The sequence below is a fragment of the Castellaniella denitrificans genome, assembly GCF_042653765.1.
Lineage (GTDB): Bacteria > Pseudomonadota > Gammaproteobacteria > Burkholderiales > Burkholderiaceae_B > Castellaniella > Castellaniella denitrificans.
Genome location: NZ_JBHSEZ010000004.1, coordinates 1 through 13875, shown reverse-complemented (window position 1 = coordinate 13875; position 13875 = coordinate 1). Strand labels below are relative to the sequence as shown.

The following is a 13875-nucleotide window of genomic DNA, read 5'->3' as shown; positions in this document are numbered from 1 at the left end:
GGGGGATCCTCGGAAGTCAGGTCACGGCATCCAGCCATAGCGGCAGGGTCAGGGCGGAAAGCAGCGTGCCGATCGACATGGTGACCGCCACCAGCCGGCCGTCGCCGCCCATGCGGGCGGCCAGCACGTGGGCCGACGAAGCCGTGGGCAGGGCGCTGAACAGGACCAGCACCAGCCGTTCGCCGGCCGACAGGTCCAGCGCCCAGGCCAGTGCCAGCGCGACCGGCGGCAGCAGGACCAGCTTGGCCGCCACCATCCAGGCCATCAGCGGCGCATGGGCGCGCCCGCCCCGCAGGGACAGGGTGGCGCCCACGCACAGCAGGCCGATGGCCAGGGCGCAGGACCCCAGCCGCCCCAGGGCGACGTCGAGGACGTGGGGGATGGGTACCCGCAGGAAATTGCAGGCCAGCGCCGCCAGCGTGGCCAGGATGAAGGGATTGCGCGCGATCTCCCGCAGGGCGTTTCCGCCATGGCGGGTGGCCAGGGCGTGCACCGCGCCGATGTTGCTGATGGGCACGGCGAAACCCACGAGCACCGCCATGGTCGTCTGCGCGCCGGGCCAGGGCAGGCCGCCGGCCAGGGACAGGGCCAGGTAGGTGTTGAAGCGGAAGCCGCACTGGGCGACCGAGGCGTGCGCCGCCGGATCCGGATGCGCCACCAGGCGGCCCAGCCAGGCCAGGGCGATGCCGCCGAGCATCACGCCGACGGTGGCGGCCAGCAGCACCGTGGTGTTGCCCAGGTCCAGCGGCGTGCGGGTGATCGAATGGAAGAGCAGGGCGGGGAACAGGATGAAATAGACCAGCTTTTCCGCCCCGGCGAAGAAGGCCCGGTCGAATCCCAGCCGGTGCAGCAGGACCCAGCCCAGGGCGATCAGCAGGAAATCGGGCAGGATGAGCGGGATGACGGACATGGGCGGCTAGGGCCTGGACGGGGCTGGCCTGATTGTACGTGGCTTGCGGCGCGTCCGGGCGCGCGAGCGGGGCTTCGGAGGCCGCGCGGACGGCGGTTGGGGCCGATCGTCATGGGAATTACCCTTAAACAATGTCAATTATTCTCTTTTAATCTATGTCAACACTAGTCACAGTTGAGCTAGATTCGTACAATGTCCACACGTTTTGATTCTGGAACGTACCAAGACGCAAGTTCATGCTTCAAGAACTCCGGCCGGAAACCGGGGGCTCCGACTTGCCACTGGGTGAAAGCCCTGTCTACTCCCATGCGTACCCGATACTGATGCGATCGAGGCGGTTGCACCGTCCCTACCCATAGGCACGGCATCACCGGTCTCCGGCGCGGACGCAGTCCGCCGATCGTGGTGCCGGCACCCGTCCCTGGTTCAGGCTCAGGCCATCTCAGGCGGTTCCGGGTGCATGAATTTCAATAAAGACACGATGGTCCTTGCGGCCGTCCTGGTTTCCGAGTTCAGGAGCATTCGAACATGGCCAGTAAAAAAACAACACTTTCCGTCCTCTGGGCGGCTCTCGCCCTCGCGTTCACCTCCTCGGCCTTCGCCGAAAACGCCACGCTGCCCCAGGCGGTCGAGACCGCAGTCCTCAACAACCCCGAGGTCGGGGCGCAGTTCCACAACTTCCAGTCCGGCCTCGAAGGCCAGAAGGTCCGCCGCGGCGCCCTGCTGCCCGAAGTCAACCTGCAGGGCTGGACGGGCCGCGAATACCGCGGCAGCACCAGCACCAACGGTTCCACGGACTGGTCGCGCAGCGGCTACAGCCTGTCCCTGCGCCAGCTGCTGTTCGACGGCTTCTCCACGATCAACGACGTGCGCCAGCTGGGCTTTGAAAAGCTGGCCGACTATTACACGCTGAAGGCCACGGTCGACGACCTGGCCCAGCAGGCGACCCAGGCCTACCTGGACGTCCAGCGCTACCGCGAGCAGGTCGCCCTGGCGCAGCAGAACTACAACCTGCACAAGGACATCCTGGGCCAGATCTCCGAACGCAGTTCCTCGGGCGTCGGCCGCGGGGTGGACGAAGTCCAGGCACAGGCCCGCCTGGCCCTGGCCCAGACCAACCTCATGACCGCATCGGGCAACCTGAACGACGTCACTCAGCGCTACCAGCGCATCGTCGGCAAGGTCCCGGCCGAGACCCTGGCCGAGGCCCCCGGCATCGAAACCGAACTGCCGAAGGATCCGACCGACTTCAGCCCGTCCGTGCGCGTCAATCCCTCCGTGCTGGCGAAGCAGGCGCTGGTCCAGGCGGCTGAGCGCGGCAAGGCCTCGGCGCAGGGCCGCTTCTCGCCCACGCTCGAACTGCGCGCCGCCACGGGCCGCGACCGCTCCGACCCGCCCTACATCAACGACGAGACCACCCAGAGCTCCAACGTCCAGCTGATGGCCACGTTCAACCTGTTCCGCGGCGGCGCGGACGCGGCCCGCGTGCGCCAGACCGCGGCCCAGACCTACGCCGCCCGGGACGTGCGCGACTACACCTGCCGCAACGTCCAGCAGGAACTCTCCATCGCCTGGAACAACGTCGTGCGCCTGCGCCAGCAGATGCCCTTCCTGCAGCAGCACGAACGCGACATCGCCCAGGTGCGCGTGGCCTACATGCAGCAGTTCAAGATCGGCCAGCGCACCCTGCTGGACCTGCTGGATACCGAGAACGAACTGTTCGACGCCCGCCAGGCGCTCACCAACGGGATCTTCGACCTGCGCACGGCCGAATACCGCTGGCTCGCCCTGTCCCACAAGCTGCTGCCGGCCCTGGGGCTGGCCGATCCCTACCAGGAACAGCCTGACGAGGCCGCCAAGCTCGAGTTCCCCGACGAGGTCCTCAAGGCCTGCCTGACGCCGCTGCCGGACACCCGCAACCTGCAGCCCGTCCAAGTCAATTACCAGTCCGGCCTCAAGCCGCCCGTGCTGGCGCCCGCCGGCAAGTCGTCCGGCGCCTCGTCCGGCAAAGCCAGCGGCTGGAACTAATCCTCCACCGTTGAAACTAACGCAATACCCGGGCCTCGCGGCCCGGTCTGAAGGTGAAGGTCCGGAGGCCAGCCGCCGTCGCGGCGCCCCGGCTTTCCCTGCAGCTTGGGGGAATGCCGATGGCCTCTGATCAGGAACGCTTCAAACAGGATCTCTCCGACCTGGACGCCGGATTCATCCGCGTCCTGGAGGATCTGATCGACGCATTGATCGCCAACGGTTCCCTGCGCCTGACCGACCTGCCGCCCCAGGCCCTGGCCAAGCTCGCTGAACGCAAGCGCACCCGCCAGCGCCTGCAGGGCGCCCTGAACCTGATTTCCGACGACGATGCCATCCTCTGAGGCCGCTGCCGCCATGGCCGCTCAACCCGAAATTCCCAATCCGGCCGGCGCCGCGCCGGCGCCGGAATTGCCGGGCGCCACGCCGCACCAGCTGCACGACGATTCGCTGCTGGCCAGCCTGGTCCTGATCACGCGGCTGCTGGGGCGGCCCTGTACCGCCCAGCAACTGTCCTCGGGCCTGCCCCTGGTGGACCAGCGCCTGACGCCGTCGCTGCTGGGCCGCGCCGCCGGCCGTGCCCAGTGCGGCGCCCGCATCGTGCGCCGCGCCCTGGGCAACTGGTCGCGCAGCGTCATGCCCGCCATCCTGCTCCTCAAGAACCAGCGCGCCTGCGTGCTGATCCAGGAACGCGGCGATCATTACCTGGTCCACTACCCCGAAGCGGCCGAGCCCGTCGAAGTCCCGCGCGCCGAACTGGAAGCCGAGTATTCCGGCCTGGCCTGTTTCGTGCAGCCGCGCTACAGGACCGAAGACCGTACCCAGGACGCCCACATGCGGGCGCGCAGCGGCCACTGGTTCTGGGCCGCGATGCTGGGCAACTGGAAGCTCTACCGGGACGCCGTGGCGGCCGCCGTGCTGATCAACATCTTCGCGCTGGTCATGCCGCTGTACACGATGAACATCTACGACCGGGTGATCCCCAACAGCGCGGTCGAGACGCTCTGGGCGCTGACCATCGGCATCGCCCTGGCCATGGTGTTCAACCTGGTGCTGACCGGCATCCGCGCCTACGTCGTGGACATCGCCAGCAAACGGGTGGACGTGGAGCTATCCTCGCGCATCATGGAGCAGGTCCTGGACCTGCGCATGGAAAGCCGCCCGGTGTCCGTGGGCTCCTTCGCCTCCAACCTGCGCTCCTTCGAGTCCGTGCGCGACTTCATCGCCTCGGCCAGCCTGACCACGCTGGTGGACCTGCCCTTCGTGCTGCTGTTCCTGGCCGTGCTGGCCTGGATCTCGCCCTGGATGGTGCTGCCGCCCCTGGTGGCCATCGTGGTGATCCTGGTCGTGTCGCTGTTTTCCCTGGCCCGGGTCGAGAAAATGACCCTCGAATCCTTCCAGGCCGGGGCGCAGCGCAACGCCGGCCTGATCGAGGCCCTGAACGGCATGGAAACCGTCAAGGCGCTGAACGCGCAGAGCCATTCCCAGCGCATGTGGGAAGAATCCACCCGCTGGCTCGCCGAACTGGGCGCGCACATCAAGCTCACCTCGTCGGTCACCGTCAGCTTCGTGCAGACCTGCCAGCAACTGGTCAACATCTCCGTCGTGGTCATCGGCGTCTACCTGGTCCAGGAAGGCATGACCATGGGCGGCATCATCGCGGCCTCCATGATTTCCGGGCGCTGCCTCGCGCCGCTGGGTCAGGTCGTGGGCCTGATGATGCAGTACCACAACGCCAAGGCTTCCCTGAAATCCATCGACAACTACATGGGCATGCCGGTCGAGCGCCCGGCGGACCGCGCCTTCATGCCGCGTCCCGTCCTCAAGGGCGGCATCGAGTTCCAGGGCGTCACCTTCGCCTATCCCAACAGCTCCGTCGCGGCGCTGGACAACATCAGCTTCCGCATCCAGCCCGGCGAGAAGGTCGGCATCATCGGCCGCATCGGCTCGGGCAAGACCACCCTCGAAAAGCTCATCCTGAAGCTCTACGCCCCGACCTCGGGCTCCGTCCTGATCGACGGCATCGACCTGAACCAGATCGACCCGGCCGACGTGCGCCGCGCCATCGGCTACGTGCCCCAGGATCCGGTGCTGTTCTACGGCACCCTCAAGCACAACCTGACCATCGCCTCGCCGTTCGCCACGGACGAGGACGTCCTGGCCGCCGCCACTCTGGCGGGCGTGGATGAATTCGCCGCCGGCCATCCCGAGGGCTACGACATGATCGTCGGCGAGCGCGGCGATTCCCTGTCCGGGGGCCAGCGCCAGTCCATCGCCATCGCCCGCGCCCTGGTCAACGATCCCCAGATCCTGCTGCTGGACGAGCCCAGCAGCAACATGGACCACCAGAGCGAATCCCAGCTCAAGGCCCGCCTGCGGGCCGCCAGCCAGGGCAAGACGCTGATCCTGGTCACGCACCGCACGTCCCTGCTGGACCTGGTCGACCGCCTGATGGTCATCGACCACGGCCGCATCGTCGCCGACGGCCCCAAGGCCCAGGTCGTCGAGGCCTTGCGCCAGGGCCGCATCGGCGGCGCCCGCAGGAGCTGACGATGGGAATGCTGCCAGATTTCCTCGCCGGCCTGCGGCGCTCTTTCGCCCCCAAGCACGAGAGCGGGCGCGGCGACATGATCGGCGACGCCACCTGGGCGCTCAGCCAGCAGCGCACGCGCGGCTCGCGCTTGTTGATCTGGATGTCGCTGCTGACGATAGGCGTGCTGATCGCCTGGGCCTCGACCGCCAACATCGACGAAGTTGTGCGCGGCGAGGGCAAGGTCGTGCCCTCGCGCCAGGTCCAGGTCATCCAGAGCCTGGACGGCGGCGTCGTCCAGCAGATCCTGGTGCGCCCCGGCGACAAGGTCGTCAAGGAACAGGTCCTGCTGCGCATCGACCCCACGCGCTATTCCTCGTCCCTGGGGGAAAACCGCGCCGAAGCCCTGGCCCTGAAGGCCAAGGTCGCCCGCCTGGAGGCCATCGCCAACGACACGCCCTACCAGGCGCCCGAGGACGTCCAGGCGCAGGCCCCGGCCCTGGCCGAACAGGAACGCAACGTCTGGCAGGCCCGCACCCGCGAGCTGCGGGCCAACCTGGAAGTCGCCCAGGAACAGCTCAACCAGCGCCAGCAGGAACTGCGTTCCACCATCGCCAACCGCGACCAGGCCGCCACCAGCTGCGCCCTGGCCTCGCGCGAATACTCCATGACCAAGCCGCTGCTCTCCAGCGGCGCGGTATCCCAGGTGGACCTGCTGCGCCTGCAGCGCGACGTGGCGCGCTTCTGCGGCGAGCAGAAGGCCGCCGCCGCCCAGATCGACAAGATCCAGGCCTCCATCCAGGAAGCCGAGGCCAAGCTCAGGGAAACCGAGGTCACCTTCCGCAACCAGGCGCGCACAGACCTGTCCGACGCCCGCGCCAAGCTGTCCGCCCTGCTGGAAAGCCAGGTCGCCCTGGCCGACCGCGTGACGCTGTCCAACATCCGCTCGCCGGTCAACGGCACCGTCAAGACCCTGACCGCCAACACGGTGGGCGGCGTGGTCCAGCCCGGCAAGGACATCATGGAAATCGTGCCGTCCGACGATTCACTGCTGCTGGAGGTCAAGGTCAACCCGCGCGACATCGGCTTCCTGTACCCCGGTCAGAAGGCCGAAGTCAAGTTCACGGCCTACGACTTCTCCATCTACGGCGGCCTGCAGGGCCACGTCGAGGAAATCGGCGCCGATTCCATCACCGACGAAAAGGGAAATTCCTATTACATCGTGAAGGTCCGCACGGAAACCGCCTACGTCGGCAGCGACGAACGGCCCATCATCCCCGGGATGATGGCCGAGGTCCACATCCTGACGGGCAAGCGCACGCTGATGCAGTATCTGTTGAAACCCGTGCTGCGCGCGCATTCCAACGCCTTCCGCGAACGTTGAAAGGACTCGCAATGACGATACCGGTTCTGCTGTTGACCGCCGACGATGCCCTGTACCGGCATTGGGCCGGGCTGGACGGAATGAATTGGGCGCCCGCGCGCGGGCACCGCCTGTCCGACCTGGTGCCCTGGGGCCGGCGCGGCGTGCTGGCCGTCATGGACGCCCGCCTGCTGCCCAAGGCCGGATCGGATGTGCCGGACGTGCCGGCGGGCCTGCAGGTCGTCGTCGCCAGCACCCACCCCGGAGACCCCGAGGGCCAGCGCGCCCTGGTCGCGGGGGCCGCCGGCTACGTGCACGCCTACATGCCGGTCACCGGCCTGGACCGCGTCCTGCGCCACGTCATGGGCGGCGAGATCTGGGTGGGCAAGGGCATGCTGTCGCGCATGCTCAGCCAGATCGGCCAGGCCTCGCCCGAGTCCAGCCAGGATTGGGCGCGCGACCTGACCGTGCGCGAGCGCGACGTGGCCCGCTACGTCGCCCTGGGCCATTCCAACCAGTCCATCGCCGACAGCCTGGGCATCACCGAGCGCACCGTGCGCGCGCACATCTCCGCCATCTTCGAGAAGCTGGGCGTCACCGACCGCCTGATGCTGGCCCTGCGGGTGCACGGTATCGACCAGCACGCCGCGCAGGCGACGCCGCGCGGCGTGGGCCAGGAAAGCACCGCTTCCACGGATCCGGCATAGCCGGCGGGCTTTGACGGGAGTGGGAAAGTCCTGGCGTGACCTTTCCATCCGTCCGTAGATTCCAGTCTGGCGGGGCTGGCGCATCATCACCAGAATGGGGCTTCCTGCATCCGGAAGCCCGCCATGTCCATTCGCAAGCGATCCGCCGTTGCGCCCGTAGCCCCGGCCTTGCCGTGTGACGGTGCCCTCGGACCTGACACAGAGCGGCTGTCGCTGCAGCCCGGTCAGGCGCTGCTACCGGAACCGTCCTCATCGCCGGCTGCGCCGGTCAAGGACGACCACGACAGTCCCTGGAAGGACGCGCTCGAGCGCTATTTTTCTGAGGCGCTGATCCTGTTGGCCCCCGATCTGTACGCGGTCATCGACTGGACGGCCGCCCCGGTGTTCCTGGACAAGGAACTGCAGGCGATCGAAGTCCCGGACGGTCCCCCCGGCGACGGCCGTCTGTATGCTGACAAATTGGTCCAGGTCCGCCACCGGGACGGCGCCGACGCCTGGGTCCTGGTTCACGTCGAGGTGCAGGGCGGCGACACGGGCCCCCAGGCAACCGCCCGGATCACGCATCGCATGTACCGCTACCGGACGCGTATCGAAGACCGGCACGAAATGCTCAGCGCCCAGGCCGGACAGCCCCCGCCCGCCCTGTTCAGCCTGTGCATCCTGGTCGCCAGCCGTTCGGGGCCGGATCACCTGGAATACCGGCGCGAATTCCTCGGTCAGGGTGTGAGTTTTTCCTTTCCCATCGTACACTTATCCCAGTGGCTGGGTCGCTGGAAGGCACTGGCATCACTGGCCCGCACGAATCCGTTTGCGGTGGTGATCATGGCGCAGCTGCAGGCCCTGCGGCACCACGGGGCGCAGCGGGTCGGGCCGACCCTTTCGCTGGCGCGGCTGCTGTACGAATACGGCTATACGCGTGACCAGATCCGGTCGCTGCTGCGGCTGATCGAATGGATGCTGCGGCTGCCCAAGGACGTGGAACCGGCCTATGCGGCGGCGCTGCAACGCATCAAACAGGAGCGAAAGATGGGTTATACGCTAGTCATCGAGCGTCTGGGGATGGAAAAGGGCGAAGCCCTGGGCGAGGTCAAAGGCCAGGCCAAGCTCCTGCTGCGCCAGATCGAGCGCCGCTTCGGCCCGGTGGACGCCAAAACCACGCAACGTATCCAGTCCGCCCAATCCGCCGACCTGGAAACCTGGTCGCTGAACTTCGTGGACGCCACGACGCTGGAAGACGTCTTCCGCGACTGATCGCCCTGCTGTCAGCCGTGTCAGGCGTGCTTGCTTTTGGGCGCGTGGCTCTTGAACGATGCCACCATGCGCGTCTGCCACCCAGGCCCGGAACTTTTCCTGCGATCCAGCACGTCCGGGGGGATACGCAGGCTGATGGACACGCTGGGCGCAGCTGATTTCGGCCGCCCGCGTCGGACGATCTGATCGCCGTCATGCTGTTCGGCGTGCTGGAACCAGCCGTCCGTCAGCTCTGGTACGTTCACAGATATTTCCATGCTCCGGTCGTCCGCGCCAAAGCACCGCTGCCCGGTCGTATCCATGGCTTCGCCGACTCCCCCGTAGGCCTCCCCATCCCGCCACGGCGGGATTTTTCTGCCTCGCCATTAGGGAACCCTCCGTGTTTTCCCTAGGCGGTTTCTTGATATTTGTTGTCTTTTCCGCCAATACGAAGTCCACCGCCACGCGCGTAGTATCCCGACACATGATCGCCGTCGCTGCGCGCTTTCCGCGCCGGCCGGCGCCACCGAATTCACCACTGGGGACTCCACCATGGCTACCGATACCGTCCTGATCACCCATGTCACCGGCAAGGCTTGGATGCGCGCATCCGACGGCACGATGGTCGCCTTGCACGAAGGCATGCGCGTGCCTGTCAACGCGCACATCATGACGGACGAGGGCGCCAGCGTGACCCTGCAGGCCACCGGCGTGCCGCCGGTGATCGTGGGCCAGAACACCGACATACTGGTCACCGACGACCTGGCCGCGGCGCAGCCGCAGCCGGCGGACAACGCCGTGACGCCCCCGGCCGACCCGGTGGTCGACCAGGTGCTGGCCGCGCTGGATGCGGGCCAGGACCCGTTCGCCATCCTGGATCCGACCGCGGCGGTGCTGACCGGCGGCGGTGGCGGCGGCGACAGCTTCACGCGCCTGGCCAGCATCACGGAAACCACTACGCCCCTGGGCCTGGCCTACCCGCGCCCGGGCGTGGAGACGCCTGAATTCGTGCAACTGGGCGGCGTCGCCGCCATAGCGGACGATACGGCTCCACTGGTTCCGGCGGGGCCGACGCTGGACATCCCGGATCGTAATGACAATCCGGGCGGTGACGGCCAGGATCCGACGATCGTGCCGGGCACCTTCAACATCGGCGAAGCCGACACAACCACGGGTGTCGAGGGAGTCTTTTCCTTTTCGGCGCCGGCCGGCCTGGCCGCCTTGGTGTTCAATTTCGCGGGCGAAACCGGCACGGCCGGCGGCGATGCCGCGCCCCCGGCCGCTTCCCTGACGGTGACCCTGGCCGAACTCGTCGCGGCGACGCCGGGCGCGCCCATCGTCATCAATACGGATCGGGGCGTCCTGACCTTGACCGGCTACAACCAGGACACAGGCACGGTCACCTATCGCTACGTGTCCGACGGCTGGCAGGATCACACGGGCGCGGCCACGGACCCGTCCATCGGGGAGTACCTGCCCGATTCCATCGGCGTCACCGTGGTCGATAGCCTGGGCCGTTCCGTCATCAGCGACATCGTCGCGGCCATCACGGATACGGCGCCGGCCGCCGTCTCCGACACGGCCAACGTGACCGAGGATGCCGCCTTGGTCGCCGTGGGGAACGTCGTCAAGGGCGATGGCGAAGCGGGCGATACCGGGCCCGGAGACAATGCCGATGCGCTGGGCGTCGACCCGACCCCCGTATCGGGAGTCCAGGCCGGCGACAGCCTGGGCGCGGACGTCAGCGGTGGCGTGGGCGCCGTCATTCATGGCGCCTATGGCGACCTGATCCTGAATGAAGATGGCTCCTACACCTATACCCTGGTCAGCGATCCGGCCGACGAGCGCCATGCCGCCGTGCAGGCCCTGGGGCAGGACAAGACCGCCAATGATGTTTTCTCCTATACGCTGACCGATGCGGACGGCGATACCTCGACGGCAACCCTGACGGTCGTCGTCAAGGGCGCGAACGACGTGCCGACGATCACCTTCGGTGGCGACAACGGCGCCAACGCGAACGCGGCGGTCTCGGAAGAAGGGCTGCGAGGGGCTCTGTTCCCGTTCCCGCTGCCGCCGCATGGCGATGGCATTCCGGATGGCACCGGCACCTCGGACACGACCAACAGCGCCACGGACGGCGGCACGTTCACGGTCCACGATGCGGACGCGGGCGATGTGCTGACGGTGAAGCTGGGTACGCCGTCCGAAACCCTGACCTCGAACGACCAGACTGTGCATTGGGTGCTGTCCAGCGACGGCCAGACGCTGACAGGCCGGGTGGGCGGCAAACTGGTTGGCGAGGACGTGATCAAGATCACGCTGCACGACAACCATGATGGTTTCTATTCGTACGACGTAAAATTGCTGGCGCCGATCGATCATCCGAATACGAGTATCGAAGACGCTCTGAATGTGGGGGTGCCGATCCTGGTGTCGGATGGCCACACCACGACCACGGGCAATCTGAATGTCAGCATCGAGGACGACAGCCCGCTGGCGGCCAATGACAACGGCGGCACGGTGACCGAGGACGCGCATGGCCATGCCGCGGTCCTGGGGGGCAATGTGCTCCTGAATGACACCGGCTGGGGCGCGGACGGCCCGAACGATCTGCTCGACGGCTTCGCCTGGAACGCCGGCGACAACGCGGCGACGCAGGCCGATTTGTCGCAGTACGGCACGCTGGTGCTGGGTCCCGCCGGAGGTTGGACCTTCGTGCTGGACAGCTCCAAGCCGGCCACGCAGGCGCTGGCTGAAGGCCAGGTCAAGGACTTCGTCCTGAAGTACACGCTGACGGACAATGACGGCGACACGTCGCAAGCCGCGCTGACCATTCACATCAAGGGCACCAACGACGATCCCACGATCACGTTCGGCCAGGATGGCGGTCACGTGGCCGTCTCCGAGGAAGGCCTGACGGCGGCCGGCGGCAACTACGACGACGGTATCGCCGGCCATGGCAATGATCTCCCCAGCGGCGACCAGACCGACAACCCCGCGGCGTCAGGATCATTCACCGTCGCGGACGTGGATGGGGATACGCCGACCGTGACGCTGGGTACGGGCGTGACGGCGGCCAGCCCGACGCATCCCGCCGGCTATGCCGGTGCGCTGCAATCGCATGGCGTGGACATCCAGTGGGCCGCCGACGCTGGCGGCCATGCGCTGACCGGCTATGTCGGCACGCCCGGCCAGGACGATTATCGTGAAATCATCCAGATCGACCTGACGCCCGGCCTCGATGGGCATTACGACTACACGGTGACGCTGAAGGGCGCCATCGACCATCCGATCACGACCGACGCGGCCGAAGACGTCCTGAACCTGAACGTTCCGATCACGGTCGATGATGGCCATGGTGGGGTGGTGGATTCCTCCATCACCGTGCGCGTCGAGGACGACAGCCCCTACGTGAGCACCCCCGACGCGCAGGGCTCCGCCGGCCTGACCGGCATTCCGGACGTCTACGTCGGGAAGGTGGACTTCACGGGGGATTCCGTTGGCACCTTGCTGGGCTTCAATGATGGCGCCATCACGGTGACGGGGCAGGGCTTCTCGACGGCGACGGATTCCACCTTGACGAGCGCCAATGTGCTCCAGACTGAGAACGGCTTGGGCGTCATGAGCAATGGCGAGCCCTACCACGCCCTGCCGGGCGAAGTCGATTTCCGGAATTTTGCGGATGGCAGCAGCGCTTCCGAAACCCTGACCGTCGCCCTGCAGGACGGCAAGGTCGCCTACAGCGCCCATGTGGAATTCTCCGTCATGTTCGGCGGCGAACTCGAATCCGGAATCGTGGAGTTCTGGCGGGGCGGTGAAAAGGTCGGCGAGCAGGCCTTCGATTCCAACGCCGGGTCCGGCAACTACGCGGCGGATTTCAACGCCAATGGCTTCGGCGGCTTCGACACGCTGGTGTTCCGGGCGACCAGCAACGGCAACACCAATTTCAGCGACAACAGTGACTTCGCCGTCAAGAGCATCACCTTCGGCGGTTCCGAACTGCCGCAGGCCCTGGCCTACGGCACGGGTCAGCTTGACTACCAGTACGGCGCCGACGGCGCCGGCGGCGCCCAGTGGAATGCGCCGGCGGCGGGCACGATCTATGCGGATGGTCAGGCGGTCCAGACGACGATGGATGGCAACGGTACCGTGCTGAACGGGATGGTCAACGGTGAGTTGGCCTTCCAGCTGATCCTGTCGCCCGCGACCGGGAAGTGGGAATTCTTCGAGTACAAATCCCTGACCGATGCGAACGGCGACCACCTGGATGCGCTGCCGGCCTCCTACACGGTCACCGACGCCGACGGCGATCCGTCGGTCGGTCGGATCACCATCGGCCTGCCGGAACTCAATCACGCGCCGGTCCTGGACCTGAGCGACAGCAATGCCCTGGTCGCTGAGAACGATTTGTCCGGCGATGCCGGGACGTCCTGGTCGGGTACGTTCAAGGCGACCGATCCCGATGCCGGCGACGCGCTGACCATCAAGTTGGGCGATCTGTCGGGCGACAAGGATCCCGGCTTGAAGTCTGGTGGCGTGGACATTACGTGGGCGCTGAACGGAGCGGGGACTGAGCTGGTCGGGGCGGCCGGCGGGAAGGAGATCGTCAAGATCATCTTGGGCAGCCTGGATTCCGACGGCACCCAGCACTACACGGTCACGCTGCTTGGCCCGGTCGATCATGGCGTCCAGGGCTCCAGCACCGATGGCGCGCTCGGCTTCGACGTGCCGATCACGGTGTCCGATGATCACAGCGGCAGTGCAAGCGGCGATTTGACGGTCACGATCCAGGACGGCGTCCCCAGCGTCAGCGTGGGCGGCGACCTGAGCGTCGTTTCGGGCCAGTCGACGCCGGCGACGGCGAGCGGGACTTTCGACTTCGGCTTCGGCGCGGATGATGGTGCCGGGGTCGGTGCGAAGGTGACGGTCAATGGCGTGGATCAGACGCTGACCCATGGCGCGGTGAACACCATCGTGGGCCAGTACGGGACGCTGGTGATTGCCGCCGACGGCAGCTACGTGTACACGGCCAAGCCGCATGTGGGCGGAACGGACAATTTTGTATTTGCCGTGAAGGATGCTGATGGGGACATCGCCTCCAAGACGCTGT

9 protein-coding genes are annotated in these 13875 nt (G+C 66.9%); 7 read left to right on the top strand and 2 right to left on the bottom strand.

From position 1 onward, the window contains the following. Nucleotides 1-16 precede the first annotated feature (16 nt). Nucleotides 17-910, bottom strand: coding sequence for an AEC family transporter (locus ACFO27_RS06130; RefSeq protein WP_376816538.1), 894 nt, complete (start codon nucleotides 908-910; stop codon nucleotides 17-19). A gap of 528 nt (nucleotides 911-1438) precedes the next feature. On the opposite strand from ACFO27_RS06130, the gene ACFO27_RS06125 reads away from it, so the two are divergent. From ACFO27_RS06125 to ACFO27_RS06100, 6 genes are all read left to right on the top strand, one after another. Next, a complete protein-coding gene (locus tag ACFO27_RS06125) occupies nucleotides 1439-2938 on the top strand; it encodes a TolC family outer membrane protein (protein ID WP_376816537.1) in 1500 nt (499 codons plus the stop codon). 119 nt (nucleotides 2939-3057) lie between these two features. After that, on the top strand, nucleotides 3058-3279 hold the full coding sequence (locus ACFO27_RS06120) for a hypothetical protein (RefSeq protein ID WP_376816536.1): 222 nt from the start codon (nucleotides 3058-3060) through the stop codon (nucleotides 3277-3279). Between the two features lie 13 nt (nucleotides 3280-3292). Beyond that, a complete protein-coding gene (locus ACFO27_RS06115; RefSeq protein WP_376816535.1) occupies nucleotides 3293-5485 on the top strand; it encodes a type I secretion system permease/ATPase in 2193 nt (730 codons plus the stop codon). 77 nt (nucleotides 5486-5562) lie between these two features. After that, nucleotides 5563-6849 carry an HlyD family type I secretion periplasmic adaptor subunit gene (locus tag ACFO27_RS06110; RefSeq protein ID WP_376816880.1) on the top strand — a complete coding sequence of 429 codons (1287 nt, stop codon included), beginning with the start codon at nucleotides 5563-5565 and terminating at the stop codon, nucleotides 6847-6849. Nucleotides 6850-6860: 11 nt separating this feature from the next. Continuing rightward, entirely contained in the window at nucleotides 6861-7535 is a 675-nt protein-coding gene (locus ACFO27_RS06105; protein ID WP_376816534.1) for a helix-turn-helix transcriptional regulator, read from the top strand. A gap of 336 nt (nucleotides 7536-7871) precedes the next feature. Next, nucleotides 7872-8786 (top strand): DUF4351 domain-containing protein, encoded by a 915-nt coding sequence (locus ACFO27_RS06100; protein WP_376816533.1) that lies wholly within the window; start codon nucleotides 7872-7874, stop codon nucleotides 8784-8786. Nucleotides 8787-8806: 20 nt separating this feature from the next. Here the strand turns inward: ACFO27_RS06100 and ACFO27_RS06095 are convergent, their stop codons facing one another. After that, a complete protein-coding gene (locus tag ACFO27_RS06095; RefSeq protein WP_376816532.1) occupies nucleotides 8807-9031 on the bottom strand; it encodes a BrnA antitoxin family protein in 225 nt (74 codons plus the stop codon). Nucleotides 9032-9317: 286 nt separating this feature from the next. Here ACFO27_RS06095 and ACFO27_RS06090 point away from each other — a divergent pair. Further along, nucleotides 9318-13875 (top strand): retention module-containing protein (locus ACFO27_RS06090; RefSeq protein ID WP_376816531.1); only part of this gene is annotated, 4558 nt, incomplete at its 3' end.

Coding starts and splice junctions, on each gene's coding strand:
- ACFO27_RS06130 (WP_376816538.1), bottom strand. CDS start 910: ATGTCCGTCATCCCGCTCATCCTGCCCGATTTCCTGCTGATCGCCCTG.
- ACFO27_RS06125 (WP_376816537.1), top strand. CDS start 1,439: ATGGCCAGTAAAAAAACAACACTTTCCGTCCTCTGGGCGGCTCTCGCC.
- ACFO27_RS06120 (WP_376816536.1), top strand. CDS start 3,058: ATGGCCTCTGATCAGGAACGCTTCAAACAGGATCTCTCCGACCTGGAC.
- ACFO27_RS06115 (WP_376816535.1), top strand. CDS start 3,293: ATGGCCGCTCAACCCGAAATTCCCAATCCGGCCGGCGCCGCGCCGGCG.
- ACFO27_RS06110 (WP_376816880.1), top strand. CDS start 5,563: ATGATCGGCGACGCCACCTGGGCGCTCAGCCAGCAGCGCACGCGCGGC.
- ACFO27_RS06105 (WP_376816534.1), top strand. CDS start 6,861: ATGACGATACCGGTTCTGCTGTTGACCGCCGACGATGCCCTGTACCGG.